The sequence below is a fragment of the Ramlibacter sp. genome (assembly GCF_050250995.1).
Classification (GTDB): Bacteria; Pseudomonadota; Gammaproteobacteria; order Burkholderiales; family Burkholderiaceae_C; genus Ramlibacter.
The window spans coordinates 1-23,063 of record NZ_JBFWNP010000024.1 but is presented as its reverse complement, the minus strand read 5'-3'; the positions used below and the strand labels follow the sequence as shown (position 1 = coordinate 23,063).

Genomic DNA, 23,063 nt, shown 5'->3' with positions numbered 1-23,063 from the left:
CTCCTACAAGGAAAACGATGCAGAAACTGCTGCTCGCGGTGGACAGGATGTCGACGTGGATCGGGCAGGCTTTCGCCTGGTCCATCATCCTCCTGACCTTCATGATCTCCTGGGAGGTGTTCTCCCGGTACGTGCTCGGCTCGCCGCACGCATGGATGCTGGATGTCCAGATCATGCTGTACGGCGTGCTGTTCATGATGGCGGGCGCCTACACGCTCGCGAAGAACGGGCACGTGCGCGGCGACGTGCTGTACGGCTTCTTCCGGCCGCGCACGCAGGCCACGCTCGACCTCGTCCTCTACATCGTGTTCTTCCTGCCCGGCGTCCTCGCGATGACCTGGGCCGGATGGACCTACTTCACCGAAGCGCTCGCGATCCGCGAGCAGACGTTCAACGCCGTGCCCCTGCCCGTCTACCCCTTCAAGTTCGTGATCCCCTTCGCCGGCGCCATGCTGCTGATGCAGGGAATCGTCGAGATCGCCCGCTGCGTCATCTGCCTGCGCGAAGGCGCCTGGCCCTCCCGTGAGCAGGACGTCGAGGAAGTCGACGTCGACAAGCTCAAGAAGATGGTGCATGCCGACGAGCCCGGGGGCGCCCTCGCGGCCCCGCCCGCCGAAAAGGGAGGCTTGGGATGACGATCCGCAAGGAACTCTGGTTCGGCTTCTCGCTGATGGCGCTCATCGTCGCCGGCGCGCTGTACATGCTCGTTTCCGTGGAGACCATCGAGCGCGGCCACATCGGCCTGCTGATGCTCGCGCTCGTGGTGGTGGCGATCATGCTCGGCTTCCCCACCGCCTTCACGTTGATGGGCATGGGGATGATCTTCACCTGGCTCGCGTACGACCGCGACTGGCACAAGACACTCGACCTGATGGTGCAGGCCGCGTACAAGGTGATGGGCAACGACGTCCTCATCTCGATTCCGCTCTTCGTGTTCATGGGCTACCTCGTCGAGCGCGCGAACCTGATCGAGAAGCTGTTCCGTTCCATCCACCTGGCGCTCGCGCGCGTGCCCGGCGCGCTCGCGGTCGCGACGCTCGTCACCTGCGCGGTGTTCGCGACCGCGACCGGCATCGTCGGCGCGGTGGTGACGCTCATGGGGCTGCTCGCGCTGCCCGCGATGCTGCGCGCCGGCTACAACACGCAACTGTCGGCGGGCGCGATCACGGCCGGCGGTTGCCTGGGCATCCTCATCCCGCCGTCGGTGCTGCTGATCGTGTACGGCGCGACCGCCGGCGTGTCGGTGGTTCAGCTCTACGCGGGCGCGTTCTTTCCCGGCCTCATGCTGGCCGGGCTGTACATCGCTTACGTGATCATCCTCGCGAAGCTGAAGCCCTCGGTCGCGCCGCCGCTGTCGCCGCAGGACCGCTACGTGCCGCTGCCGCCCCTGCTCGAGCGGCTGGCGCCGTCCCACGCGAAAAACGTCGTGCCGGTGCTGCTGGGCGCGCTCAAGGGCAGCCGCAACCGGGACGTGCCGACCGGCTACATCCTGCGCCAGCTCGTGGTCGTCTTCATGCCGCTCATGCTGTTCGTCCTGCTCGCGCTGTGGACCTATCGTTCGGTGACGACGCCCGAGGTCGTGGAAACCGTGGCGATGGAGCGTCTCGGCGGCGGAGCCGCGGTCTCCACGTCGTCGGGCGGGCTGGCCGAGCCGCCGGCAAGCGGGGGGCTGGCCGAACCGCCGGCCGCATCGGGCGGGCTGGCCGAGCCGCCCGCCGACAACAGCGCGTTGAAAGAGCCGCCTGCGGAAGCGAGCGCCTTGAAGGAGCCGCCCGCGGACGCCGCCGCGGCGGCGTCCTCGACGGCCGCTGCCGCCCCCCCTGCAGCAGGGGTGCAGGAGCCGCCCGGCGCCACTCCGCCCGCCGCCAATGCGTCCGGCCCCGCGGGAGCAGCCACGGCGCAGGAGCGCCTGCCGGTGCCGCGCGGCTGGTGGATCACGATGGGCGTGCTGGCCACGATGCTCGCGGCGTTCTACGCGCTGCTGAGTTTCACGCGCCTCGAAGTGTTCAAGATGCTGCTCACCAGCTTCTTTCCGCTGATGGTGCTCATCCTCTCGGTGCTCGGCTCCATCGTGCTGGGGCTGGCGACGCCGAGCGAGGCTGCGGCGGTCGGAGCGCTCGGCGGCTTCATCCTGGCCATCGCCTATCGGCAGCTGACCTTCGGCGTGGTGAAGGAGAGCGTGTTCCTCACCGCCAAGACCTCGGCGATGGTGTGCTGGCTCTTCGTCGGCTCCGCCATCTTCTCGGCCGCCTTCGCCCTGCTGGGCGGCCAGGAACTGGTCGAGCGCTGGGTGCTGTCGATGAACCTCACCAAGACGCAGTTCCTGGTGCTGTCGCAGGTGATCATCTTCGTGCTGGGCTGGCCGCTGGAGTGGACCGAGATCATCGTGATCTTCATGCCGATCTTCATTCCGCTGCTCGACAATTTCGGCGTCGACCCGCTGTTCTTCGGGCTGCTCGTCGCGCTGAACCTGCAGACCGCGTTCCTGTCGCCGCCGGTGGCGATGGCCGCCTTCTACCTCAAGGGCGTGAGTCCGCCCCACGTGACCCTCAACCAGATCTTCCTGGGCATGCTGCCCTTCATGGGGATCCAGGTGATCGCGATCGTGATGCTCTACATCTTCCCGGAGATCGGCCTGTGGCTGCCGCAGGTGCTGTATCGCTGATGCGCGCCTTCCACCGGTCGGGCCAGTCGGGCCAGTCGGGCCGCCGGAGTTGACGTTTACGTAAACGTCAATTAAGGTCATGGGGTTTCCCGGAGACCCCATGACCGACCTTTCCGCCGAATTCAAGGCGCTCGCCAGCTATAAGCCGACCCACAAGGTCCGCTTCGTCACCGCTGCCAGTCTCTTCGACGGCCACGACGCCGCCATCAACATCATGCGCCGCATCCTGCAGGGGATGGGCGCGGAGGTCATCCACCTCGGCCACAACCGCAGCGTGGACGAAGTGGTGACCGCCGCCCTGCAGGAGGACGTGCAGGGCATCGCCGTCAGCTCCTACCAGGGCGGCCACGTCGAGTATTTCAAGTACATGGTCGACCTGCTGCGCCAGCGTGGCGGCGAGCACATCCAGGTCTTCGGCGGCGGCGGCGGCGTGATCGTGCCGGCCGAGATCCGCGAGCTGCACGCTTACGGCGTCGCGCGCATCTACAGCCCGGAGGACGGGCAGCGCATGGGCCTGCAGGGAATGATCGGCGAGATGGTGATGCGGGCGGACAAGGACCTGTCGCCGCACGCGCCGCGCGACATCGCCGCGATCCAGGGCGGCGAGGAAAAGCACTGGCGGGCGCTCGCGCAGCTGATCACCGCGCTCGAAGCGGGCACGGCCGAGGCCGGCCTGGTCGATGCGCTGCGTACCGAGGCAGCGAAGCACAGGACCCCCGTCCTCGGCATCACCGGCACGGGCGGCGCAGGCAAGTCGTCCTTGACCGACGAACTCGTGCGCCGCCTGCGCCTCGACCAGGGCGACGCGCTGCGCATCGCCATCGTGTCCATCGACCCGTCGCGCCGCAAGAGCGGCGGCGCACTTCTGGGCGACCGCATCCGCATGAATGCCATCGGTCCCTGGCAGCGAGGCGCCCGCGTCTACATGCGCTCGCTCGCCACGCGGGACTTCGGCAGCGAAATCTCCGCGGCCCTGCCCGACGTCGTCAACGCCTGCAAGGCGGCGGGCTTCGACCTCGTGATCGTCGAGACCTCCGGCATCGGCCAGGGCGACGCGGCGATCGTGCCCCTCGTCGACATCCCGATGTACGTGATGACGCCCGAGTTCGGCGCGGCCTCGCAGCTCGAGAAGATCGACATGCTCGACTTCGCCGAGTTCGTGGCCATCAACAAGTTCGACCGCAAGGGCGCGGCCGATGCGCTGCGGGACGTGGCGAAGCAGGTGCAGCGCAACCGCGAGGCCTTCGGCAAGCGGCCCGAGGAAATGCCGGTGTTCGGCACCATGGCCGCGCGCTTCAACGACGATGGCGTCACGGCCCTCTTCCAGGCGCTGAAGCCGCGCCTGGCCGAGCTCGGCCTGCGCCTGAACGACGGCACGCTGCCGCGGGTCGACGTGCGCCACAGCACCAACCAGGCGCCGGTGGTGCCGGCGAACCGGACGCGCTACCTCGCCGAAATCTCCGACACCGTGCGCGGCTACAAGAAGCGCGCCCGCGCGCAGGCGAAGCTCGCGCGCGAGATCCAGCAGCTGAAGGCCGCGGCCGAGATGCTCACGATCGACAAGCCCGACCGCGCGCCCGCCGCCGAAGCCGCGCTCGACCTCGCGGGCAAGCGCCTCGCGCGCATGGACAAGGACGCGCTGCACCTGCTGAAGCAGTGGCCCGACATGAAGAAGGCCTACGCGGGCGACGAGTACGTGGTGAAGATCCGCGACAAGGAAATCCGCACGAAGCTCACGACCACGACGCTCTCGGGCACCAAGGTCCGCAAGGTGAGCCTGCCGCAGTACGAGGACCACGGCGAGATCCTGCAGTGGCTCATGCTCGACAACGTGCCGGGCAGCTATCCCTACACCGCCGGCACCTTCGCCTTCAAGCGCGAGAACGAGGACCCGACGCGCATGTTCGCGGGCGAAGGCGACGCCTTCCGCACCAACCGGCGCTTCAAGCTCGTGTCCGAGGGCATGCCCGCCAAGCGCCTGTCGACGGCGTTCGATTCCGTCACGTTGTACGGCAACGACCCCGACCTGCGCCCGGACATCTACGGCAAGGTGGGCAACTCCGGCGTCTCCATCGCCACGCTCGACGACCTGAAGGTGCTGTACTCGGGCTTCGACCTGTGCAACCCGACGACCTCGGTGTCGATGACGATCAACGGTCCCGCGCCCTCGATCCTCGCGATGTTCATGAACGCGGCCATCGACCAGCAGCTCGAGAAGTTCGCGGCGGAAAACGGCCGCGATCCGACCGAGACCGAAGCCGCGAAGATCCGCGAATGGGCGCTCGCCAATGTGCGCGGCACCGTGCAGGCCGACATCCTGAAGGAGGACCAGGGGCAGAACACCTGCATCTTCTCCACCGAGTTCTCGCTGAAGGTGATGGGCGACATCGCGCAGTACTTCGTGCATCACGACGTGCGCAATTTCTACTCGGTGTCGATCTCCGGCTATCACATCGCCGAGGCGGGCGCGAACCCGATCAGCCAGCTCGCCTTCACGCTGTCGAACGGATTCACGTTCGTCGAGGCGTACCTCGCACGCGGCATGCACGTCGACGACTTTGCGCCCAACCTGTCGTTCTTCTTCAGCAACGGCATGGACCCGGAGTACACGGTCATGGGCCGCGTGGCGCGCCGCATCTGGGCGGTGGCGATGAAGGAGAAGTACGGCGCGAACGAGCGCAGCCAGAAGCTGAAATACCACATCCAGACTTCGGGGCGCAGCCTGCACGCGCAGGAGATCCAGTTCAACGACATCCGCACGACGCTGCAGGCGCTGATCGCGATCTACGACAACTGCAACTCGCTGCACACCAATGCGTTCGACGAGGCGATCACCACGCCGACCGAGGACTCGGTGCGCCGCGCGATGGCGATCCAGCTCATCATCAACCGCGAATGGGGCCTCGCGAAGAACGAGAACCCGAACCAGGGCGCATTCATCATCGAGGAGCTGACCGAGCTCGTCGAGGAAGCGGTGCTCGCGGAGTTCGAGCGCATCTCCGAGCGCGGCGGCGTGCTGGGCGCCATGGAAACGGGCTACCAGCGCGGCCGCATCCAGGACGAGAGCATGGCCTACGAGATGGTCAAGCACACCGGCGAGCTGCCCATCGTCGGCGTGAATACTTTCCGCAATCCCCATGGCGACACCGTCATGGAAAAGCTCGAGCTCGCGCGCTCCACGGAAGAGGAGAAACAGAGCCAGCTGAAGCGGCTCGCCGACTTCCATGCGCGCAACGCCGACGCCGCGCCGGCGATGCTCGAGCGCCTGCAGCAGGCGGTGATCGACAACCGCAACGTCTTCGAGGTGCTGATGGACGCCGTGCGGGTCTGCTCGCTCGGACAGATCACGAATGCGCTGTTCGAAGTCGGCGGGCAGTATCGGCGGAACATGTAAGCCGCATTCAGGATTTCGACAGCTACGCTGTCAAGCAAAACTACCTAGGGGCTTCCCCCCTTACTGGGCCGCAGCAGGCGCTCCTACAGTCGCGGTTCCGTGAATGTGGAGCGAGAATTTGCCGGCTGAGACGATCCTGGAGACGAAGGGCCTGACCAAGGAGTTCAAGGGCTTCGTGGCGGTCAACGACGTGGACCTGAAGGTTCGCCGCGGCGACATCCATGCGCTCATCGGCCCGAACGGCGCCGGCAAGACCACGTTCTTCAACCTGCTCACCAAGTTCCTGCCGCCCACGCGCGGCACGATCACCTACCGGGGCGTGGACATCACGCACGAGAAGCCCGCGCAGACCGCGCGCCGCGGCATCGTGCGCTCGTTCCAGATCTCCGCGGTGTTCCCGCACATGACGGTCATCGAGAACGTGCGCGCCGCGCTGCAGCGCAACCTCGGCACCTCCTTCCACTTCTGGAAACCGGAGTCCTCGCTCTTCGGCCTGCACGAGCGGGCGCGCCAGCTGCTGCGCGACGTCGACCTGCACGACTTCGAGAACGAGCTCACCGTGAACCTGCCCTACGGCCGCAAGCGTGCGCTGGAGCTCGCGACCACCATGGCGCTCGAGCCCGAGCTGATGCTGCTCGACGAGCCGACGCAGGGCATGGGCCACGAGGACGTGGACCGCGTGACGCAGCTCATCAAGAAAGTGTCGGCCGGCCGCACCATTCTGATGGTCGAACACAACATGAATGTGGTGTCGAAGATCGCGGACCGCATCACGGTGCTGCAGCGCGGCGCGGTGATCGCGGATGGCCCGTACGCCGAAGTCTCGCGCAATCCGCAGGTGATCGAGGCCTACATGGGCTCGGCCGACAACGAACTGCAAGGGGCACATTGATGGCCGGCAACGAAATGCTCGCTATCAACAACCTCCACGCCTGGTATGGCGAGTCGCACGTGCTGCACGGCGTCAACCTGCGCGTGAACGAGGGCGAGGTCGTGTCGCTGCTCGGGCGCAACGGCGCGGGTCGCACGACGACCATGCGCGCGATCGTCGGGCTCACAGGCAAGCGCACGGGCTCCATCCGCGTCGCGGGCAAGGAAGCGATCGCCCTGCCGCCGCATCGCATCGCGCGGCTGGGCATCGGCTACTGCCCGGAGGAGCGCGGCATCTTCGCGAGCCTGTCGGCCGAGGAGAACCTGATGCTGCCGCCCGCCATCGCCCCGGGCGGCATGAGCATCGCCGAGATCTACGACATGTTCCCGAACCTCAAGGAGCGTGCGGCCAGCCCCGGCACGCGCCTGTCGGGCGGCGAGCAGCAGATGCTCGCGGTCGCGCGCATCCTGCGCACCGGCGCGCGGCTGCTCCTGCTCGACGAGATCTCCGAGGGCCTGGCGCCGGTCATCGTGCAGAAGCTCGCCGAGATGATCCGCACGCTCAAGGCCAAGGGCTACACGGTGGTGCTGGTGGAGCAGAACTTCCGCTTCGCCGCGCCGCTGGCCGACCGCTTCTACGTCATGGAGCACGGCAAGATCGTCAGGGAGTTCGCGCAGCACGAGCTGCACGCGAACACCGAGATGTTGAAAGAGTATTTGGGCGTTTGATCGCCGTTCATGCAACGAAGAAGGAGATGGAAATGAAATTGAAGAAGCTCGCCGCGGCCTGCGGCCTGGCCCTCACCGCCCTGTTCGGCGCCGCCCTGCCCGCCCATGCCCAGTTCTCGGGCGACGTCATCAAGATCGGCATCATCACCGACATGTCCGGCGTCTACGGCGACATCGACGGCATGGGCGGCGTCGAGACCATCCGCATGGCGGTCCAGGAAATGGGCGGCGCCATCGGCGGCAAGAAGATCGAAGTGCTCTTCGCCGAACACCAGAACAAGGCCGACGTCGCCGCCTCCAAGGCCCGCGAGTGGTTCGACACGCAGGGCGTGGACATGCTCATCGGCGGCACGAACTCCGGGACCGCGCTCGCGATGGCCAAGGTCGCCGCGGAGAAGAAGAAGCCCTTCCTCGTCGTCGGCGCGGCCACCTCGGCCCTGACCAACGACCAGTGCAACCCGTACACGCTGCACTGGGCCTACGACACGACGGCGCTCGCCAAGGGCACCGGCAACGCGGTCGTGAAGTCCGGCGGCAAGAGCTGGTACTTCCTGACCGCCGACTACGCCTTCGGCCACCAGCTGCAGTCGGACACCGAGAAGGTCGTCAAGGCCTCCGGCGGCCAGGTGGTCGGCTCCGTCAGGCACCCGCTGAACGCGAGCGACTTCTCGTCGTTCCTGCTGCAGGCGCAGGCGAGCAAGGCGCAGATCCTGGGCATGGCCAACGCCGGCGGCGACACGGTCAACACCATCAAGGGCTTCAACGAGTTCGGCCTGAACAAGACCATGAAGCTCGCGGGCATGCTGATCTTCATCAACGAGATCCACGCGCTCGGCCTCAAGGCCACGCAGGGCCTCTACCTCACGGACAGCTGGTACTGGAACCAGTCGGCCGAGACGCGCAACTGGTCGCGCAAGTTCTTCGACAAGTTCAAGCGCATGCCGTCGTCCGTGCAGGCCGCTGACTATTCCGCCGCGCTTCAGTACCTGACCTCCGTCAAGGCCGTCAACAGCGACGACCCCGAGAAGGTGCTGGCCCACATGAAGAAGACGAAGTTCAACGACGTCTTCATGAAGAACGGCTACGTGCGCGCCGACGGCCGCGTTGTCCACGACATGTACCTGATGCAGGTGAAGGCCCCCGACGCGTCGAAGGAGCCGTGGGACTACTACAACGTCGTGCAGGTGCTCAAGGGCGAGGAGCCCTGGGGCACGAAGGCCGACACCAAGTGCCCCCTCTGGAAGTAAACCGCGCGACCGCCACGACATAAGCAGCCCATGGAGATCTTCGGCATTCCCCACCAGGCCTTTCTCGGCCAGCTGATGCTGGGCCTGGTCAACGGCGCCTTCTACGCCATGCTCAGCCTGGGGCTGGCCGTGATCTTCGGGCTGCTCGACGTCGTGAACTTCGCGCACGGCGCGCTCTACATGCTGGGCGCGTTCGCGGCCTGGATCCTGATGGACCAGGCCGGCATCAACTACTGGTTCGCGCTCGTGCTCGCGCCGCTGCTCGTCGGCCTGCTCGGCATGGTCGTCGAGCGCACGATGCTCAAGCGCCTGTACGGGCTCGACCCCTTGTACGGGCTGCTGCTCACCTTCGGGCTCGCGCTGATCCTCGAAGGCGTCTTCCGCAAGCTCTACGGCGTCTCCGGACAGTCGTACCCGGTGCCGGAACTGCTGGCCGGCGCCACCAATCTCGGCTTCATGATCCTGCCCAACTACCGGGCGTGGGTCGTGTTCGCCTCCATCGCCGTGTGCGTGGGCACCTGGTACACCATCGAGCGCACGCGCCTGGGCGCCTACCTTCGCGCCGGCACCGAGAACGCGAAGCTGGTGCAGGCCTTCGGCATCAACGTGCCGCTGATGGTGATGCTCACCTACGGCGCGGGCGCCGCGCTCGCGGGCCTGGCCGGCGTGCTCGCCGCCCCCGTGATCCAGGTGCAGCCGCTCATGGGTTCCAACATCATCATCGTCGTGTTCGCGGTGGTCGTGATCGGCGGCATGGGCTCCATCCTCGGCTCCGTCGTGACCGGCCTCGGCCTCGGCGTCATCGAAGGCTTCACCAAGGTGTTCTATCCCGAGGCGTCGAACGTCGTCGTGTTCGCGATCATGGTGATCGTGCTCATGGTCCGCCCCGCCGGCCTGTTCGGAAAGGAGGCATGAACATGACCTCCCCGTCCACGACCGCCAGCGACAGCCTGCGTTCGCCTTCCGCAGCGGAGCCCAAGTCGGCAAGGCTGAGTCCCGCGGTTCGCAACACCTACCTCGCGCTGCTCGTGCTCGGCCTGGCCGCGCCCATGCTCGGCGTGTACCCGGTGTTCGCGATGAAGCTCCTGTGCTTCGCGCTGTTCGCCTGCGCATTCAACCTGCTGCTCGGCTTCACCGGACTGCTGTCGTTCGGCCACGCGGCCTTCTTCGGATTCTCCGCCTACATCGCGGGCTGGCTGATCAAGGCGCAGGGCCTCACGCCGGAACTCGGCATGCTCGCCGGCACGCTGTGCGGCGCGCTGCTCGGCCTCGTCTTCGGCCTGGTGGCCATCCGCCGCCAGGGCATCTATTTCGCGATGATCACGCTGGCGCTGGCGCAGATGGTGTTCTTCATCTGCCTGCAGGCGAAGTTCACGGGTGGCGAGGACGGCCTGCAGGGCGTGCCGCGCGGCAGCCTGTTCGGCGTGCTGCCGCTCGCCTCCGACCTCACGCTGTACTACGTCGTGCTCGCGATCTTCGTGGCGTGCTTCCTGGGCATCCTGCGCATCGTCGGCTCGCCCTTCGGCCAGGTGCTCAAGATGATCCGCGAGAACGAGCCGCGCGCCGTGTCGCTCGGCTACGAGGTCGACAAGTACAAGCTGCTCGCCTTCGTGCTCTCGGCTGGCCTGTCGGGTCTGGCGGGTTCGCTCAAGACCGTGATCATGGGCTTCGCCACCCTGTCCGACGTCCACTGGTCGATGTCGGGCGAGGTCATCCTGATGTCGCTGCTGGGCGGCGTCGGCACCTTCTTCGGCCCGGTGCTCGGCGCGGGCGTCGTGATCGGCCTGCAGAACCTGCTCGCCGACAAGGCCGGCGAGTGGGTCACGGTGATCATCGGCGCGATCTTCGTGCTGTGCGTGCTTGCCTTCCGCAAGGGCATCGTCGGCGAGCTGCTGGCGTGGCGCGAGCGGCGCCAGGTTCGCAGCTGAAGGAGAGGGCCGGGGTGCGGGCACCGCGCGGCCCCCCTTCTTCCTCTAACGCATTCCCGCCGTCCGCCGCAACTCCGCATACGGCACCACGCGCCCGTGCAGCGGCAGGATGCGGTCCACGTTCAGGCCGCGCCGCTGGATGTTCTCGATCAGGTTCACGTGGTTCGCGTTCGGCGGATTCGGGGGCGCCGCGTTCGGCGCGCCCGGCGTGAATGCGTCGGCCTCGATCAGCAGGCGCTCCTTCGGCAGCCACACCATCTGGAAGCCCTGCGCATGCACGCTGTTGTCGATCGGGTAGACGACGACCTGGCGCGTGGCATCGCGGAACTCGCGCATGCCGGCCACGCCCATCACCGTCGCGCGGCGTCCCGAGCGCTGCAAGGCGTCCGGGTTGATGCTGTTCGGGTTGGCGAGCGTGCGCTCGAAATAGGGCCGCGCGAGCTCGCTCGTGACAAGCGTGATGCCTTCCGAAGCCGCGGCGCGCAGGCCGCCCGAATGATCGAAGTGATGATGCGAGTTGATCGCGTAGCGGATCGGCTTGCCGGGCACGAGGCGGCGTGCTTCGGCGATCACCGCGAGCGCGCGGCCGTCGTACAGCGGGCTCTCGACGAGGATCAGGTGGTCCGCCATCTCGATCAGCACGCTGTTGTGGGAGCCGCCCGCGATGTGCCAGACGCCGTCGGCCACCTTCTCCGAGACGGGACGTTCGACGAATCCCGAGACCAGCGCCGGCACCTCGGGCGCAGGCGTCGGAACGTTGGCTTGCACCTCGCTCACGTTGAGGTCGTAGACGGGCGAGCCGCCCTGCGTCTGCTGGATGCGCGTCGGGAAGCGCACGCCGTTGCCCCAGTCGCGATAGCCCGAGTAGAACGTGGTCACCGCCGTATCGCCGCTCACGGGATGGGGATGGACCGAGTCCACCCGCTCGACGAGCCCGTCGCTGCCGATCCAGGCCGTCGCCTTGAAGCGGCCCGGCTGCGAGAAGCTCACGACGGTCCTGCCGCCGTCGCTGCGGGCCATGGCCGCATTTTTCATGGCCGCCTTCACGACGCCGTGCGGAGTGGTCCAGAGATCGTGGATTCGCGCATCGAGCGCCACGGGCGCCGCCACCGGCGCGGGGCCGACCATGTTCCAGGCGTGCGTGCCGCGCACGAACCCTGAGACGCGCTGCTCCCCTTGCCCCATGAGCGGCACGGCGCCGCCGCCGTTCGGCTCGGAACGCGCACGCGCGGAGTCCTCGCGCATCGCGCCGCTCTCGTAGTCGAGCACGCGCGAGAAGCTGGTGATGTTCAGGCGCGGCCACGCCTGGCCCGGCACCCACGCCTGCCCGAACGTCCCGCCCGTGCCCGTGGCGGCGTAGCGCAACGTCTTGAGGTTGGCGCCGCCCATGGCCTGGTCGGCCTGTCGCAGCGCCACCTGGGGGTCGGGTCCCATGACCGCGCAGCTCGCGAGGAACGCGGCACTGCCTGCCGCGAGCAAAAGCCTGGACACACCGGTGAACCGATACATTCGCGTCTCCGTGGAAGGGTGGGGCCGGATCGTAGCGGCGCAATCCGCCGTTGTCATGAGGGGTGTCCTGCACGTGATTGGCATGCGGCCCGCGGGCGGCTACGCTCCGCCCGTACTCCGCACAAGGAACCGAAATGAAGGATCTGTTTTCGCTGCAGGGCCGCGTCGCCCTCGTCACCGGCGGCTCGCGCGGCATCGGCCGCATGATCGCCACGGGCTTCCTTCACCACGGCGCGAAGGTCTACATCTCCGCGCGCAAGGCCGAAGCCTGCGACGCGACGGCGAAGGAGTTGTCCGCACTCGGGACTTGCATCTCGATGCCGGCGGACGTGTCCACCGTCGAAGGCGCGCGCGCGCTCGCAGCGGCGCTGGCCGAGCGCGAGCCGGCGCTCGACATCCTCGTGAACAACGCCGGCGCGGCGTGGGGCGAGTCCTTCGACACGTTTCCCGAAAAGGGCTGGGACAAGGTCGTCGACCTCAACATGAAGGCGCCGTTTTTCCTCACGCAGGCATTGCATGGCTTGCTGAAGAAAGGCGCGGCGCAGCGGCCCGCGAAGGTGATCAACATCGCATCGATCGATGGGATCTCCGTGAACATGTGGGAAACGTATTCGTACGCGGCCAGCAAGGCCGGGCTGATTCACCTGACGAAGCGGATGGCGCTGCGGCTGTGCGACGACAACATCGTGGTCAACGGCATCGCGCCGGGACCGTTCGGCTCGGAAATGAACAAGGAGGCGCGGGACAACGGCGAGAACATCGCGAAGCGCGTGCCGGTGCGGCGCGTGGGCGTCGACGAGGACATGGCCGGCGCGGCGATCTATCTGGCTTCGCGCGCGGGAGACTATGTGGTGGGCGGCACCCTCGTCGTCGATGGCGGGGTGACGCTGGCGCGCGGGTGACTCGCTACTTCAGCGCGCCGAATACCTTTCGCACGATGGCGCTGGCGGCGCCGGCCGGGTTCTGGCGGATTTTCTTTTCTTCTTCGCCGATGACGAAGTACAGGCCGTCGAGGGACTTGCGGGTGACGTAGCGCTCGATGGTTGCGTCTTCCTTGTTGGCCAGGCCCATGCCCGCGGCCTTGCCGGCGACCCGGTTGTATTTTTCCGCGAGCCCCACCTTGTCCGTTGCGCCCTTCACCACGGGCAGGAATCGCTCCGAAAGCGGCGCGCGCGTGCGTTCGGCGAAGAACGCCGTGACGGACGTGGGGCCGCCGGTGAGGATGTTCCGGGCGTCGGTGACCGACAGCGTCTTCACGGCATTCACCAGCAGATCCTTCGCCAGCGGAACCGCGGCTTCCGCGGCGCGGTTCATGGCGACTTCCAGCTCCTCGATCTGCCGGCCCTGACCCAGCGCACGAAGAAACTTCGAAGCGTCCGCCAGGAAGCCCGGCAAGGGAATCCGGACCTGGGGATTGCCCATGAATCCGTCCGGCCTTCCAAGGAGGCCCACCGCCGCGAGCGCCCCTTGCTGGAGCGCGGCGGTGAGGCCCTGGCTGGCGTCGGCGTTGCTGAGGCCGGCGAGGCTGAAGGTCTGGGCGTGCGAGGGCGCGGATGCGCACCAGAGGCCGAGCGCGGCTGCGGTCTGGAGGTGGAAGGTGCGTCGGTTCATGTCAATCCCCACTCCTTTCCATCCGGCAATGTCTGCCAGTCGACAACCACTTTACATCACCCAGTTCTGCGGCCCCCGACTGGCGATCTTCAGCGCGCCCACCTTGTTGCCCAGCTCCGCGCAGCGCGCGAGCGGCCAGCCCTGTTCCAGCCCGGGCAGCAGCGCACCGCGCCATGCATCGCCGCAACCCGTGGGGTCGACGACTTCGCGCGCCTTGACCGGCGGCACGATCGTCTTCTCGCCGGCGGTCCACACCTCGCAGCCCTCCGCGCCGAGCGTCACGACCAAGCCTTGCGTGCGCTTCGAGATTTCCGCGCTCGACCAGCCCGTGCGGTCGGAAAGCATCTTTCCCGACGTCAGAGCGGAGGAAGTACACCGCGACTCGTATGCCAGAACGCCACCACTTCGAGAAACCTGCCGCGAACACGGTAGTACACGAAGTAACTGACCCGACCCAGGTGAAGCCTGCGCACGACCTCGGGCCTCTCAATTTCAATCCGGGTTCCGATTCCCGGCTCATCGACCAGCAACGCGAGAGCGCCCTCAAGGTCCTTGCGAATCGCACCGGGCGCCGCAATCCGGTTCTCCGACCACCACAGTGCGGCACGTTCAATCTGCCGCTGCGCCCGCGGCTTGATCCGAACGATCAGCGTCACACTCAGCCGAAGCGCTGAATCCGCGAAAAAAGCTCGTCGGCGGAAATCCCCTCTTCGCGGTCCGCCTCATCGAGCGCATCCAGAAGCGCGGCTTCTTCCGTCGCCGAAAGCCGCACCGTCTGCTCGTCTTCGCGAGTGAGGACGGTCACGACCGTCCCCTCAGGCAGCGCCAAGCCTTCGACAACCACCTTGCCGTTGATTACCGTTCCGGTTGCGAGCTGCATACATCAATGGTACTCGAAAGACATCCACAGAACATCATCGGACAACGCGTTACATCACCCAGTTCTGCGGCCCCCGACTGGCGATCTTCAGCGCGCCCACCTTGTTGCCCAGCTCCGCGCAGCGCGCAAGCGGCCAGCCCTGCTCCAGCCCGTGCAGCAGCGCACCGCGCCATGCATCACCGCAACCCGTGGGGTCGACGACTTCGCGCGCCTTGACCGGCGGCACGATCGTCTTCTCGCCGGCGGTCCACACCTCGCAGCCCTCCGCGCCGAGCGTCACGACCAGGCCTTGCGTGCGCTTCGAGATCTCCGCGCTCGACCAGCCCGTGCGGTCGGAAAGCATCTTTCCCTCGTAGTCGTTCACCGTGACCCAGGTGGCCTTGTCGATGAAGCCGCGCAGGTCCGCGCCGTCGAACATCGGCAGGCCCTGGCCCGGGTCGAACACGAAGGGGATGCCCGCCGCCTTGAACTGGTCGGCATGCTGGAGCATCGCGTCGCGTCCATCGGGCGAAATGATGCCGAGCTTGATGTCCGGTCGCGCCTCGATGCGCGTGACGTGCGCCTGCATCATCGCGCCGGGATGGAACGCGGTGATCTGGTTGTTGTCGCTGTCGGTCATGATCATCGCCTGCGCGGTGTAGGTGTCGTCCACCTGCCGCACGAACTCGCCCGAGATGCCCAGCGACCGCAGGCGCGCGAGGTAGTCCGCGCCGTCGGTGCCGAGCGTGGCCATCGGCAACGGCTCGCCGCCGAGCAATTTGAGGCTGTACGCGATGTTGCCGGCGCAGCCGCCGAAGTCGCGGCGCAGCGACGGCACGAGGAACGACACGTTCAGGATGTGCAGTTGCTCGGGCATGATCTGCTCCGCGAAGCGGCCTTCGAACCGCATGATGGTGTCGAAGGCGAGGGAGCCACAGATCAGGGCAGCCATGGAGTTTTTCTTTCTTGGAATGAATCAGGGATAGAAGGCGAGCAGGCGGTAGCCCGCGATGCGTGTGCCCGCCGCCGTGCCCGCGAGGGCGAGCGAGATCGTACCCGCCCACTCCCCGCCCGGCGCGATGAGGCTCGAGCTCGCGCCGAGCTCGGAGGGCAGGAGCACGCGGCGCAGCAGCGCCTGGTCCTGCGCATCGGTGAGCGTGAGCTCCACCGCCGGCAATGCCACGGGCAGCGCGGCAGCATTCTTCAGCGTGAAGTTCAGCCGATAGGTGTCGCTGCGGATCCTGTTGAACGACGAGCTGTCGATGGCGATCGATTCGATCTGCCGCGGCGGCCCGACGGTGCAGCGCAAGACGGCGCACAGCGTTTCGAGCACGGGCCGCAGCGCGGGCTGCTGCGCGGCGAGCCGGTTGCGTTCCTGCACGGCGTACTGAAGCGCGAGCGTGGCGGCGAACACGAACAGCAGCAGCACGAGCACCGTGCGCACGAGCGGACGCCGCCAGAATTCGCGGCGGCGCGCCTGCCGCACGAACGTGACTTCCTCGAGCGGCGGCTCGGCGTCGCGCTCGATCGCGGCCGCCTCGGAGATGCGCTCGCTGAAATCGTCCTCGGGCTCGGGCAGCGGCTCGCGCCGCGCCAGCGCGGGAAAACTGAATTCGGAGGGATCGCGGTCGGCCCCCGTCGCCGCCGCGATCGCGCGGTCCGCGGCGAAGTCGCTGTCGACGTCGGTCGCGTCGGCGGGCGGCCACTTCGGTGTGGCTTGCCAGGTAGTGGCGGGCTCGGACCGTACTTCGCGAACGGGTCCGGGGCCGGGCAATGGCGGCGCAGGCGGCGACGTGGGGACCGGCGCAGGCTCAGGGACAGGCGGAGGGGGTGGCGCCTGGACGGGCACCGAGGTCACCGCCGCCTCCCGCACCATCTGCGCACTCGCATCGAACACGTTCGAGCAGTGCCCGCAGCGCACCCAGCCGTCGGAGATCTTGAGCTGGTCCGGAACGACCTTGAACATCGTCCCGCACGCGGGACAGCAGGTGATCAGGCTCATGAGCCTCGCATTGTAGGCAGGCGCCCCGGCTGCTCAGCGCCGCGCCGTCATCAGGATCCAGCCGTCCTGCGTGTCGGCCACGTCGAGCGCGAGGTACGGCGCATAGGCCGCCTTCAGTTCGTCGGCCTGCCGCTCCAGGATGCCCGCGAGCACGAGATGCCCGCCTTCCGCGACGTGCGCGCACAGCAGCGGCGCGAGCACCTTCAGCGGCGTGGCCAGGATATTGGCCAGCACGGTGTCGTAGGCCCCCTGCGCCAGGTCGGGCAGGCCGGCATTCAGCACAACGCCGTTGGCCTGCGCGTTCTCTTCGGTGGCGCGCACCGCGGCGGTATCGATGTCCACGGCATCGATCGTGCTCGCGCCGTGCTTCGCCGCGCCGATCGCGAGGATGCCGGAGCCGCAGCCGTAGTCGAGCACGCGCCGGCCCGCGGGCGGATGCGCCGCGAGCCAGCGCAGGCACATGCGTGTGGTGGGATGCGTGCCGGTGCCGAAGGCGAGGCCCGGGTCGAGACGGATCACGCGCGTGGCGCCGGGGGGCGGCTCATGCCAGGTCGGCACGATCCAGAACTCGGGCGTGATCTCCACGGGCGCGAACTGCGATTGCGTGAGACGCACCCAGTCCTCGTCGGGCACGGGCTGCACGCCCACGATGCGGCAGCCGGCGAAGAAGTCCTGGGGCTGCAGCAACGCCGCGGCTTCGTCCGCCTGCGCCTCGGTGTCGAAGAGCGCGATGACGCGCGAACGCAGCCATCCGTCCTTGGGCGGCGGCATGCCGGGCTCGCCGAAGAGCGCCTGCTCGGCGGGCGTCTGAGCGTCGGCGTCCTCGACCGAGACGCTCAATGCGTCGAGCGCATCGAGCGCGTCGCTCACGGCTTCCACCCGGTCTTCCGGGCACATCAGGCGCAGCTCGAACATGGCGGGCGGGCTGGGTCCGGCGCCGGCTTCAGCGCTTGTGGTGGCCGAGCCACTCTTCGAGGTAGTGGATGTTCGTGCCGCCATCCATGAACTTCGCATCGACCATCAGCTCGCGGTGCAGCGGGATGTTGGTCTTGATCCCCTCCACCACCGTCTCGGCGAGCGCCGTGCGCATGCGCGCGAGCGCCTGCTCCCGCGTGTCGCCGTGCACGATGATCTTGCCGATCATGGAGTCGTAGTTCGGCGGCACGAAGTAGTTGTTGTAGACGTGCGAGTCCACGCGCACGCCCGGGCCGCCCGGCTGGTGCCACAGCGTGATGCGCCCCGGCGAGGGCACGAAGTTGTACGGGTCCTCGGCGTTCACGCGGCATTCGATGGCGTGGCCGCGCAGTTCGATGTCGCCCTGCTTGAAGGGCAGCTTCTCGCCGGCCGCCACCATGATCTGCGTCCTCACGATGTCGATGCCGGTGATGAGTTCGGTCACCGGATGCTCCACCTGCACGCGGGTGTTCATCTCGATGAAGTAGAACTCGTTGTTCTCGTAGAGGAATTCGAAGGTGCCCGCGCCGCGGTAGCCGATCTTCTTGCACGCGGTCGCGCAGCGGTCGCCGATCTTCTCGATCAGCTTGCGCGGGATGCCCGGGGCCGGCGCCTCCTCGATGATCTTCTGGTGGCGCCGCTGCATGGAGCAGTCGCGCTCGCCGAGGTACACCGCGTTCTTGTGCTTGTCCGCGAGGATCTGGATCTCGACGTGGCGCGGGTTCTGCAGGAATTTCTCCATGTAGACCGCGCCGTTGCCGAACGCCGCCAGCGCCTCGGACTTCGTCATCTGCACCGCATTGACGAGCGCCGCTTCGGTATGCACGACGCGCATGCCGCGACCGCCGCCGCCGCCCGCTGCCTTGATGATGACGGGATAGCCGACCGACTTCGCGATGCGGCGGATCTCGGCGGGGTTGTCGGGCAGCTCGCCCTCGGAGCCGGGCACGCAGGGGACGCCCGCCTTGATCATCGCCTGCTTGGCCGACACCTTGTCGCCCATGATGCGGATCGACTCGGGCGTGGGACCGATGAACTGGAAGCCGCTCTTTTCCACGCGCTCGGCGAAGTCGGCGTTCTCGGAGAGGAAGCCGTAGCCGGGATGGATCGCCTCCGCGTCCGTCACCTCGGCGGCCGAGATGATGGCGGGCATGTTCAGGTAGCTCAGGGCGGAAGGCGCGGGGCCGATGCACACGGCCTCCTCCGCGAGCTTCACGTACTTCGCTTCGCGGTCTGCCTCGGAGTAGACCATCACCGCCTTCACGCCCAGCTCGCGGCAGGCGCGCTGGATGCGCAACGCGATTTCGCCGCGGTTGGCGACGAGGATTTTCTTGAACATGGACGGTGTTCGACTTATTCGATCATGAAGAGCGCTTGGCCGTATTCGACCGCCTGACCGTTCTCGCACAGGATCTGCGTGACCGTGCCGGACTTGTCCGCCTCGATCTCGTTGAGGATCTTCATGGCTTCGATGATGCAGATCGTGTCGCCCTCCTTGACCGCCTGGCCGACCTCGACGAACGGCTTGGCGCCGGGCGAGGAAGCGCGGTAGAACGTGCCGACCATGGGGGACTTGACGGTATGCCCGGCCGGCACTTCGGGCGCGGCGGCCACGGCGGCCGGCGCCGGAGCGGCGACGGCCTGCATCGGCTGCTGCATCATCGCCTGCGGCTGCATCATGTTCATGTGCGCCATCCCGACGCCGCCCTTCACGATGCGGACCTTGCCCTCCGCCTCGGTGATCTCGAGTTCCGACACGTTGGACTCGGAAACGAGATCGATCAGGGTCTTGAGCTTTCGAAGATCCATGCCATCTCCAGCGTTGTTGTGGGAGCGCGAATTTACAGCAAAAATCGGCTATTTACGGCTTTTGCCGCGATTTTTACGTTAATTTCGCCGAACGGCAGTGGATGAAGTGGGTCAGCGCAGGCCGGACCACTGCTTGAGGTCCGCTTCCGTGACGCGGCCCATTCTACGCTGGCGGACGCCCCCATCGGCGCCGAGAACCACCGTGAAGGGCAGACCCCCGGCCAGGTTGCCGAGCGCCTTGGCAAGCTCGGTGCCTTCGAGTCCCGCGAATCCGATGGGAAAGGACACGGGCGTCTTTTCGAGGAAGCGACGCACCGAGCTCGGCTGATCGATGGCCAGGCCGATGACTTGCCAGCCGTTCGCCACGTGTTGACGGTAGAAGGCATCGATGAGCGGCAACTCTTCCACGCACGGCGGGCACCACGTGGCCCAGAAATTCACGAGCAGCGGTTTGCCTCGCAAAGCGCTCATCGCAAGGGGTGGGCCCTGGGGCGTGTCGAAACTCGCGGTCCAGAGGTTTGCGGTTGCCGGGTCCGAGGGCGCACCCGAGGATTGATTCGGGAGCCCCGGATTCCCGCCTTCGCGGGAATGACGGTACAGCGCGAACCCCAGCCCACCGGCCAATCCTGCAACGCCCGCCACAGAAAGCAGCACCCCGCGCCGCGTCATTCCCGCGGAGGTGGAAATCGAGGACTTTCCATCCGTGCTCATTCGTTCGCCTCCAGCAAGGCCCGGACCGCCGCGGCATCGCCGCGCGGCGCTCGCCCCTTCGCATCCGGCTTCAGTGCGCCGCGCACGTCGTCGAGGTCATGGATCATCAGATGCACGCCGATGTGTTCACCGAGCGCCTCGCTCATGCTGCTCACGCTGAGCGCGTCCACCGGCTGACCGTTGAAGCCGTTGACGGTGCGGACCTCGTAGTCGACGCCCTTGTCGATCAGCATGATCTCGGCCGATTTCGGGTCGTCGCAGAAGAGCTGCAGGTAGATGTCGGACAGCCTCGTCGCCGTCCCGTGCCAGACCGCGCCGCAGAGATAGGGCCGGAACTCGGCCAGTCGCTCCATCCACACGAAGGCCAGCCGACGCAGCGCGGCGAGCTCGGCCGGCTGCGTGTCCGCGCAGAAGAGTTCGATGTACTCGCGCACCGCGTCTTCGAGCGCGTCGTTGTCCGGCAGCGCCGCGCGCGCGGGCAGGCCGAGCTGCTTCACGGCGCGCTTCTTCGCGGGCCCGTATTCCAGCCCCTCTTCCACCACGAGCCGCGCGGCGGTGGCGGCGATTTCCGGTTCGGTATTCATCAAGCGTGTCATTCTGCATCCGCGCGCCGGCGGGGCGGCGCACGGCCGGGATAATGACCGCCATGCACCTCCACATCCTCGGCATCTGCGGCACCTTCATGGGCGGCCTCGCCGCGCTCGCGCGCGAGGCGGGACACAAGGTCACCGGCTGCGACAGCGGCGTGTATCCGCCGATGAGCGATCAGCTGCGCGCGCTGGGCATCGACCTGATCGAGGGCTTCGGCGCCGACCAGCTCGCGCTGAAGCCCGATCTCTGGGTGGTCGGCAACGTCGTGTCGCGGGCGCGCACGGCCACCGGCGAGGCGCGCTATCCGCTCATGGAGGCGATCCTCGACCAGGGCCTGCCCTACACCAGCGGTCCCCAATGGCTGTGCGAGCACGTGCTGCAGGGCCGCCATGTGCTGGCGGTCGCGGGCACGCACGGCAAGACGACGACGACGTCGATGCTGGCGTCGGTGCTGGAAGCCGCGGGGCTGGAGCCCGGCTTTCTCGTGGGCGGCGTGCCGGTCGACTTCGGCGTTTCGGCGCGGCTCGGCGCTCCGTCTTCCGGCTCAGCCGCGCGAAACGGGGAGCGTGGGGGCTATTTCGTGATCGAGGCCGACGAATACGACACCGCCTTTTTCGACAAGCGCAGCAAGTTCGTCCACTACCGGCCCCGCACGGCGGTGCTGAACAACCTCGAATTCGATCATGCGGACATCTTCGACGACCTCGCGGCGATCGAGCGGCAGTTCCACCATCTCGTTCGCACGGTGCCCTCGAACGGGCGGGTGGTGGTCAATGGACTGGAGGAAAGCCTCGCGCGCGTGCTGCACAAAGGCTGCTGGAGCGAGGTGCGCACCTTCGGCGCGGCGGTGAGCGACTTCACCGCGCAGGGCGAGCCGCACGATTTCGAGGTTCTCGAGCGCGGCAGCCCGGTGGGCCGCGTGCGCTGGGAACTCTCCGGCGTCCACAACCAGCTCAATGCGCTCGCCGCCATCGCGGCCGCGCAGCACGCCGGCGTGGCGCCCGGCGTCGCGTGCGAGGCGCTCTCGCGCTTCCGCAACGTGAAGCGGCGCATGGAGCTTCTGGGCACGAGCGGCGGCGCGACGGTGTACGACGACTTCGCCCACCATCCCACAGCGATCCGCACCACGCTCGACGGCCTGCGCCGGCGCGTGGGAGACGCGCGCATCCTCGCGGTCTTCGAGCCGCGCAGCAACACGATGAAGCTGGGCACCATGCGCTCGCAGCTGCCGTGGAGCCTGGAGCCGGCCGACCTCTCGTTCTGCCACACGGGCGCGCTCGACTGGGATGCGAAGTCGGCGCTCGCGCCAGCGGGGGACCGTGCCATGGTCGCGGCCTCGATCGACGAGCTGATCGGCCAGGTGGTCCGCGCGGCGCGTCCCGGCGATCACATCGTCTGCATGAGCAACGGCGGCTTCGGCGGCATCCACGCGAAGCTGCTGGACGCGCTCGGAAAGGTCAACGCGACAGCGTAGCCGGCGCGGTGGCGTCGAGCGGCGGGCGGGTGAACGGCATGGAGTGGTTCATCGACACCGGCACGGCGTCGCAGCTATCCTCGGCCGGACGCATCGGCGGCGGGCAAGCCCGGCGCGGATTCGACGTGACACCTCCCACGAAATGCAGCGCGGCAAGTGCCCGCGCCAGTGCCGAAGCGGGGATCTTCGTGCGAACCGACAGCTCGTCGAAGGTCGTCGGCGCGAGCGAGAGTTCGCGCAGCACTTTCAGGTGCGAGTCGCCCAGCAGGCGCTGCGGCACGCGAGGCGGGCGGCGATAGAACAGCGTGCGCGTGCGGTAGTGGGGCGGCAGCAGGTCGCGGGTCGTGCGCGTGGCGTAGAGCCACATCAGTTCGGACACCGTCGTGTGGTGGTAGCCGCCCGGCAGACCGCCCGGCCCGCGGCGCTGCCACGTCGCGTCGCCGAAGCGCGTGCAATCGGCACGCGGCGACAGCGCGACGTCGCCGCGCATGTCGACCACCGCCGCGAGGCGGTTGTCGACGATCACGTCGTAGGCGTCGCCGCCGAGCGCCTGGTAGTGTTCGGCGAGCGAACTCGCCAGGCCGAACTGCACCGCGACGGCATGGAGCTGCTTGCCGAACTGGGCGAGCACGGCGTGCGCGGTGTGCGGCTGGTCGAGATCGAAGCGCAGGCCCTTGGCCGTCGCGGTCATGGGACCGGAGGCGCCCCAG

Annotated in this window: 22 protein-coding genes and 1 pseudogene; 10 read left to right on the top strand and 13 right to left on the bottom strand. The window is 67.5% G+C overall.

The window, feature by feature from the left end; genetic code table 11:
- Positions 1 to 17 precede the first annotated feature (17 nt).
- The 8 genes from AB7E83_RS16025 (at position 18) to AB7E83_RS15990 (ending at position 10,833) form a co-directional block, all read left to right on the top strand.
- Positions 18 to 635 carry a TRAP transporter small permease subunit gene (locus AB7E83_RS16025; RefSeq protein ID WP_428571165.1) on the top strand — a complete coding sequence of 206 codons (618 nt, stop codon included), beginning with the start codon at positions 18 to 20 and terminating at the stop codon, positions 633 to 635.
- Entirely contained in the window at positions 632 to 2,665 is a 2,034-nt protein-coding gene (locus AB7E83_RS16020) for a TRAP transporter large permease subunit (protein WP_428571163.1), read from the top strand. The genes AB7E83_RS16025 and AB7E83_RS16020 overlap by 4 nt, the downstream gene beginning before the upstream one ends.
- Before the next feature lie 100 nt (positions 2,666 to 2,765).
- Positions 2,766 to 6,059, top strand: coding sequence for a fused isobutyryl-CoA mutase/GTPase IcmF (gene icmF, locus AB7E83_RS16015; protein ID WP_428571161.1), 3,294 nt, complete (start codon positions 2,766 to 2,768; stop codon positions 6,057 to 6,059).
- Between the two features lie 103 nt (positions 6,060 to 6,162).
- Positions 6,163 to 6,951, top strand: coding sequence for an ABC transporter ATP-binding protein (locus AB7E83_RS16010; protein ID WP_428571159.1), 789 nt, complete (start codon positions 6,163 to 6,165; stop codon positions 6,949 to 6,951).
- Positions 6,951 to 7,658 (top strand): ABC transporter ATP-binding protein, encoded by a 708-nt coding sequence (locus AB7E83_RS16005; RefSeq protein WP_428571157.1) that lies wholly within the window; start codon positions 6,951 to 6,953, stop codon positions 7,656 to 7,658. The genes AB7E83_RS16010 and AB7E83_RS16005 overlap by 1 nt, the downstream gene beginning before the upstream one ends.
- Before the next feature lie 32 nt (positions 7,659 to 7,690).
- Positions 7,691 to 8,905 carry an ABC transporter substrate-binding protein gene (locus AB7E83_RS16000; RefSeq protein WP_428571155.1) on the top strand — a complete coding sequence of 405 codons (1,215 nt, stop codon included), beginning with the start codon at positions 7,691 to 7,693 and terminating at the stop codon, positions 8,903 to 8,905.
- Between the two features lie 30 nt (positions 8,906 to 8,935).
- Entirely contained in the window at positions 8,936 to 9,820 is an 885-nt protein-coding gene (locus tag AB7E83_RS15995) for a branched-chain amino acid ABC transporter permease (protein WP_428571153.1), read from the top strand.
- Positions 9,821 to 9,822: 2 nt separating this feature from the next.
- Positions 9,823 to 10,833 (top strand): branched-chain amino acid ABC transporter permease, encoded by a 1,011-nt coding sequence (locus AB7E83_RS15990; RefSeq protein WP_428571151.1) that lies wholly within the window; start codon positions 9,823 to 9,825, stop codon positions 10,831 to 10,833.
- Between the two features lie 45 nt (positions 10,834 to 10,878).
- On the opposite strand, the gene AB7E83_RS15985 is transcribed toward AB7E83_RS15990, so the two are convergent.
- Positions 10,879 to 12,342, bottom strand: a complete 1,464-nt coding sequence (locus AB7E83_RS15985; protein WP_428571149.1) for an MBL fold metallo-hydrolase — start codon at positions 12,340 to 12,342, stop codon at positions 10,879 to 10,881.
- Between the two features lie 134 nt (positions 12,343 to 12,476).
- On the opposite strand from AB7E83_RS15985, the gene AB7E83_RS15980 reads away from it, so the two are divergent.
- Entirely contained in the window at positions 12,477 to 13,244 is a 768-nt protein-coding gene (locus AB7E83_RS15980) for an SDR family oxidoreductase (protein ID WP_428571147.1), read from the top strand.
- Between the two features lie 4 nt (positions 13,245 to 13,248).
- Here AB7E83_RS15980 and AB7E83_RS15975 read toward each other — a convergent pair whose 3' ends face one another.
- The 11 genes and pseudogenes from AB7E83_RS15975 to AB7E83_RS15925 form a co-directional block, all read right to left on the bottom strand.
- Positions 13,249 to 13,953, bottom strand: coding sequence for a DUF4197 domain-containing protein (locus AB7E83_RS15975; protein WP_428571145.1), 705 nt, complete (start codon positions 13,951 to 13,953; stop codon positions 13,249 to 13,251).
- Between the two features lie 51 nt (positions 13,954 to 14,004).
- Positions 14,005 to 14,304, bottom strand: a pseudogene (locus AB7E83_RS15970) (PfkB family carbohydrate kinase); the annotation flags it as partial.
- Between the two features lie 5 nt (positions 14,305 to 14,309).
- Positions 14,310 to 14,609 carry a type II toxin-antitoxin system RelE/ParE family toxin gene (locus tag AB7E83_RS15965; RefSeq protein WP_428571143.1) on the bottom strand — a complete coding sequence of 100 codons (300 nt, stop codon included), beginning with the start codon at positions 14,607 to 14,609 and terminating at the stop codon, positions 14,310 to 14,312.
- Between the two features lie 2 nt (positions 14,610 to 14,611).
- The gene (locus tag AB7E83_RS15960) at positions 14,612 to 14,833 is read right to left on the bottom strand and encodes a hypothetical protein (RefSeq protein ID WP_428571141.1); all 222 of its coding nucleotides are present in this window, start codon (positions 14,831 to 14,833) and stop codon (positions 14,612 to 14,614) included.
- Positions 14,834 to 14,882: 49 nt separating this feature from the next.
- Entirely contained in the window at positions 14,883 to 15,764 is an 882-nt protein-coding gene (locus AB7E83_RS15955; protein WP_428571139.1) for a carbohydrate kinase family protein, read from the bottom strand.
- A 24-nt stretch (positions 15,765 to 15,788) separates the two neighbouring features.
- Positions 15,789 to 16,814, bottom strand: a complete 1,026-nt coding sequence (locus AB7E83_RS15950) for a DUF3426 domain-containing protein (RefSeq protein ID WP_428571137.1) — start codon at positions 16,812 to 16,814, stop codon at positions 15,789 to 15,791.
- Between the two features lie 33 nt (positions 16,815 to 16,847).
- Positions 16,848 to 17,729, bottom strand: a complete 882-nt coding sequence (gene prmA, locus AB7E83_RS15945; RefSeq protein ID WP_428571135.1) for a 50S ribosomal protein L11 methyltransferase — start codon at positions 17,727 to 17,729, stop codon at positions 16,848 to 16,850.
- 28 nt (positions 17,730 to 17,757) lie between these two features.
- The gene (gene accC / locus AB7E83_RS15940) at positions 17,758 to 19,107 is read right to left on the bottom strand and encodes an acetyl-CoA carboxylase biotin carboxylase subunit (protein ID WP_428571133.1); all 1,350 of its coding nucleotides are present in this window, start codon (positions 19,105 to 19,107) and stop codon (positions 17,758 to 17,760) included.
- A 14-nt stretch (positions 19,108 to 19,121) separates the two neighbouring features.
- A complete protein-coding gene (gene accB, locus AB7E83_RS15935) occupies positions 19,122 to 19,577 on the bottom strand; it encodes an acetyl-CoA carboxylase biotin carboxyl carrier protein (protein WP_428571131.1) in 456 nt (151 codons plus the stop codon).
- Between the two features lie 111 nt (positions 19,578 to 19,688).
- Complete coding sequence (locus AB7E83_RS15930; protein WP_428571129.1) at positions 19,689 to 20,246, bottom strand: TlpA family protein disulfide reductase; 558 nt, start codon at positions 20,244 to 20,246, stop codon at positions 19,689 to 19,691.
- A gap of 38 nt (positions 20,247 to 20,284) precedes the next feature.
- A complete protein-coding gene (locus tag AB7E83_RS15925) occupies positions 20,285 to 20,872 on the bottom strand; it encodes a hypothetical protein (protein WP_428571127.1) in 588 nt (195 codons plus the stop codon).
- A 62-nt stretch (positions 20,873 to 20,934) separates the two neighbouring features.
- Between AB7E83_RS15925 and mpl the strand changes: the two genes are divergently transcribed.
- The gene (gene mpl, locus AB7E83_RS15920) at positions 20,935 to 22,353 is read left to right on the top strand and encodes a UDP-N-acetylmuramate:L-alanyl-gamma-D-glutamyl-meso-diaminopimelate ligase (protein ID WP_428571125.1); all 1,419 of its coding nucleotides are present in this window, start codon (positions 20,935 to 20,937) and stop codon (positions 22,351 to 22,353) included.
- On the opposite strand, the gene AB7E83_RS15915 is transcribed toward mpl, so the two are convergent.
- Positions 22,337 to 23,063: hypothetical protein (locus tag AB7E83_RS15915; RefSeq protein WP_428571124.1), on the bottom strand; the 727-nt coding region annotated here is incomplete at its 5' end. The two genes, mpl and AB7E83_RS15915, sit on opposite strands and share 17 nt — an antisense overlap.